This is a genomic window from Rhodopseudomonas sp. B29 (assembly GCF_000333455.1).
In the GTDB taxonomy this organism is placed as follows: Bacteria; Pseudomonadota; Alphaproteobacteria; order Rhizobiales; family Xanthobacteraceae; genus Rhodopseudomonas.
Map to the genome: position 1 here is coordinate 1 of NZ_BADD01000405.1, position 932 is coordinate 932.

Annotated in this window: 1 protein-coding gene; it reads right to left on the reverse strand. The window is 53.1% G+C overall.

All coding sequences use genetic code 11. The features are described from left to right. Positions 1–124: 124 nt before the first annotated feature. Positions 125–670: a hypothetical protein gene (locus I5M_RS32280; RefSeq protein WP_148287876.1), complete on the reverse strand. Its 546-nt coding sequence runs from the start codon at positions 668–670 to the stop codon at positions 125–127. Positions 671–932 lie beyond the last annotated feature (262 nt).

Genomic DNA, 932 nt, shown 5'->3' on the forward strand with positions numbered 1-932 from the left:
CCTATAGGAATTTTGTCAAGAGCGCCCATGCTATTGCTTTTGATACGACGTCACTCTTGCGAATTATTGCCACGAAATGACACTACGGCGAATTGGCAGTAAAAAGAAACCTATGATCGCATCGCTAATAAGTAAGCAGAAAGTCCTCCAAATCGCGGTGACTGAAGCTAGTTCGTGGCAGTGATCCGGTCACGTACGGATTAGCGATTAGCTTTCCATCTTTGTCCCGCAAGGTATACTCGCGGAAGAGTTGCTTCTCAATAGTAAGTCCATAAGTCGCTGCAACCATCTCCAAGTGAGAGAAGCTGAAGGGCTTATGCGCCGGCGCCCTTACCCGAGGCGGCTTCGCCGCGGCAGCCGGCAGCTTAGCGGCGCGAGGAACGACCGAATTCGGCTTGCCCGATCTGAGTGATGTTGACACCTGACCAATATGAGCGAGTTGCTGCTTACGTTTCACCCAACTTGAATATGCTTGAGCCTCGGTGATTCCTTTCTTTCTTGCGTTCCGCCGTATTCTTCGCATCGCTTTTCGAGTTGGCATATTTACGCCGGTTTCCTCGCGATGCGCTTTGTTCAGGCCAGCAAGCATCACCCAACTCAACACAAGAAAGATAATTCCAACTAATGTGCCCATAATGCCAGCAAATCCAATCAAGCCGGTTTTTATCAAGCGTAGCGGGAATCAAGATCACAGACGGCCCCCGCCTGTCGCTCCGCTCATGCGGGCTATGCCTGTCTTTGGTGCTGGGACGGTTGGCCAAAGCTTCCGGGAGTGTCCGGCGTCACCAGCCCAGTCGAGCAGCTGCTACGGTTCTATGGCGGCTTCGCTTTAGGATCGCACCGAGCGCAAGCACGATGCACTCCGCAACGCTTGGTCCCCGGCAGTTTTCCCGCGTTCGCCCGCGCAACATCCAGTCAACTAACAAGTTGCA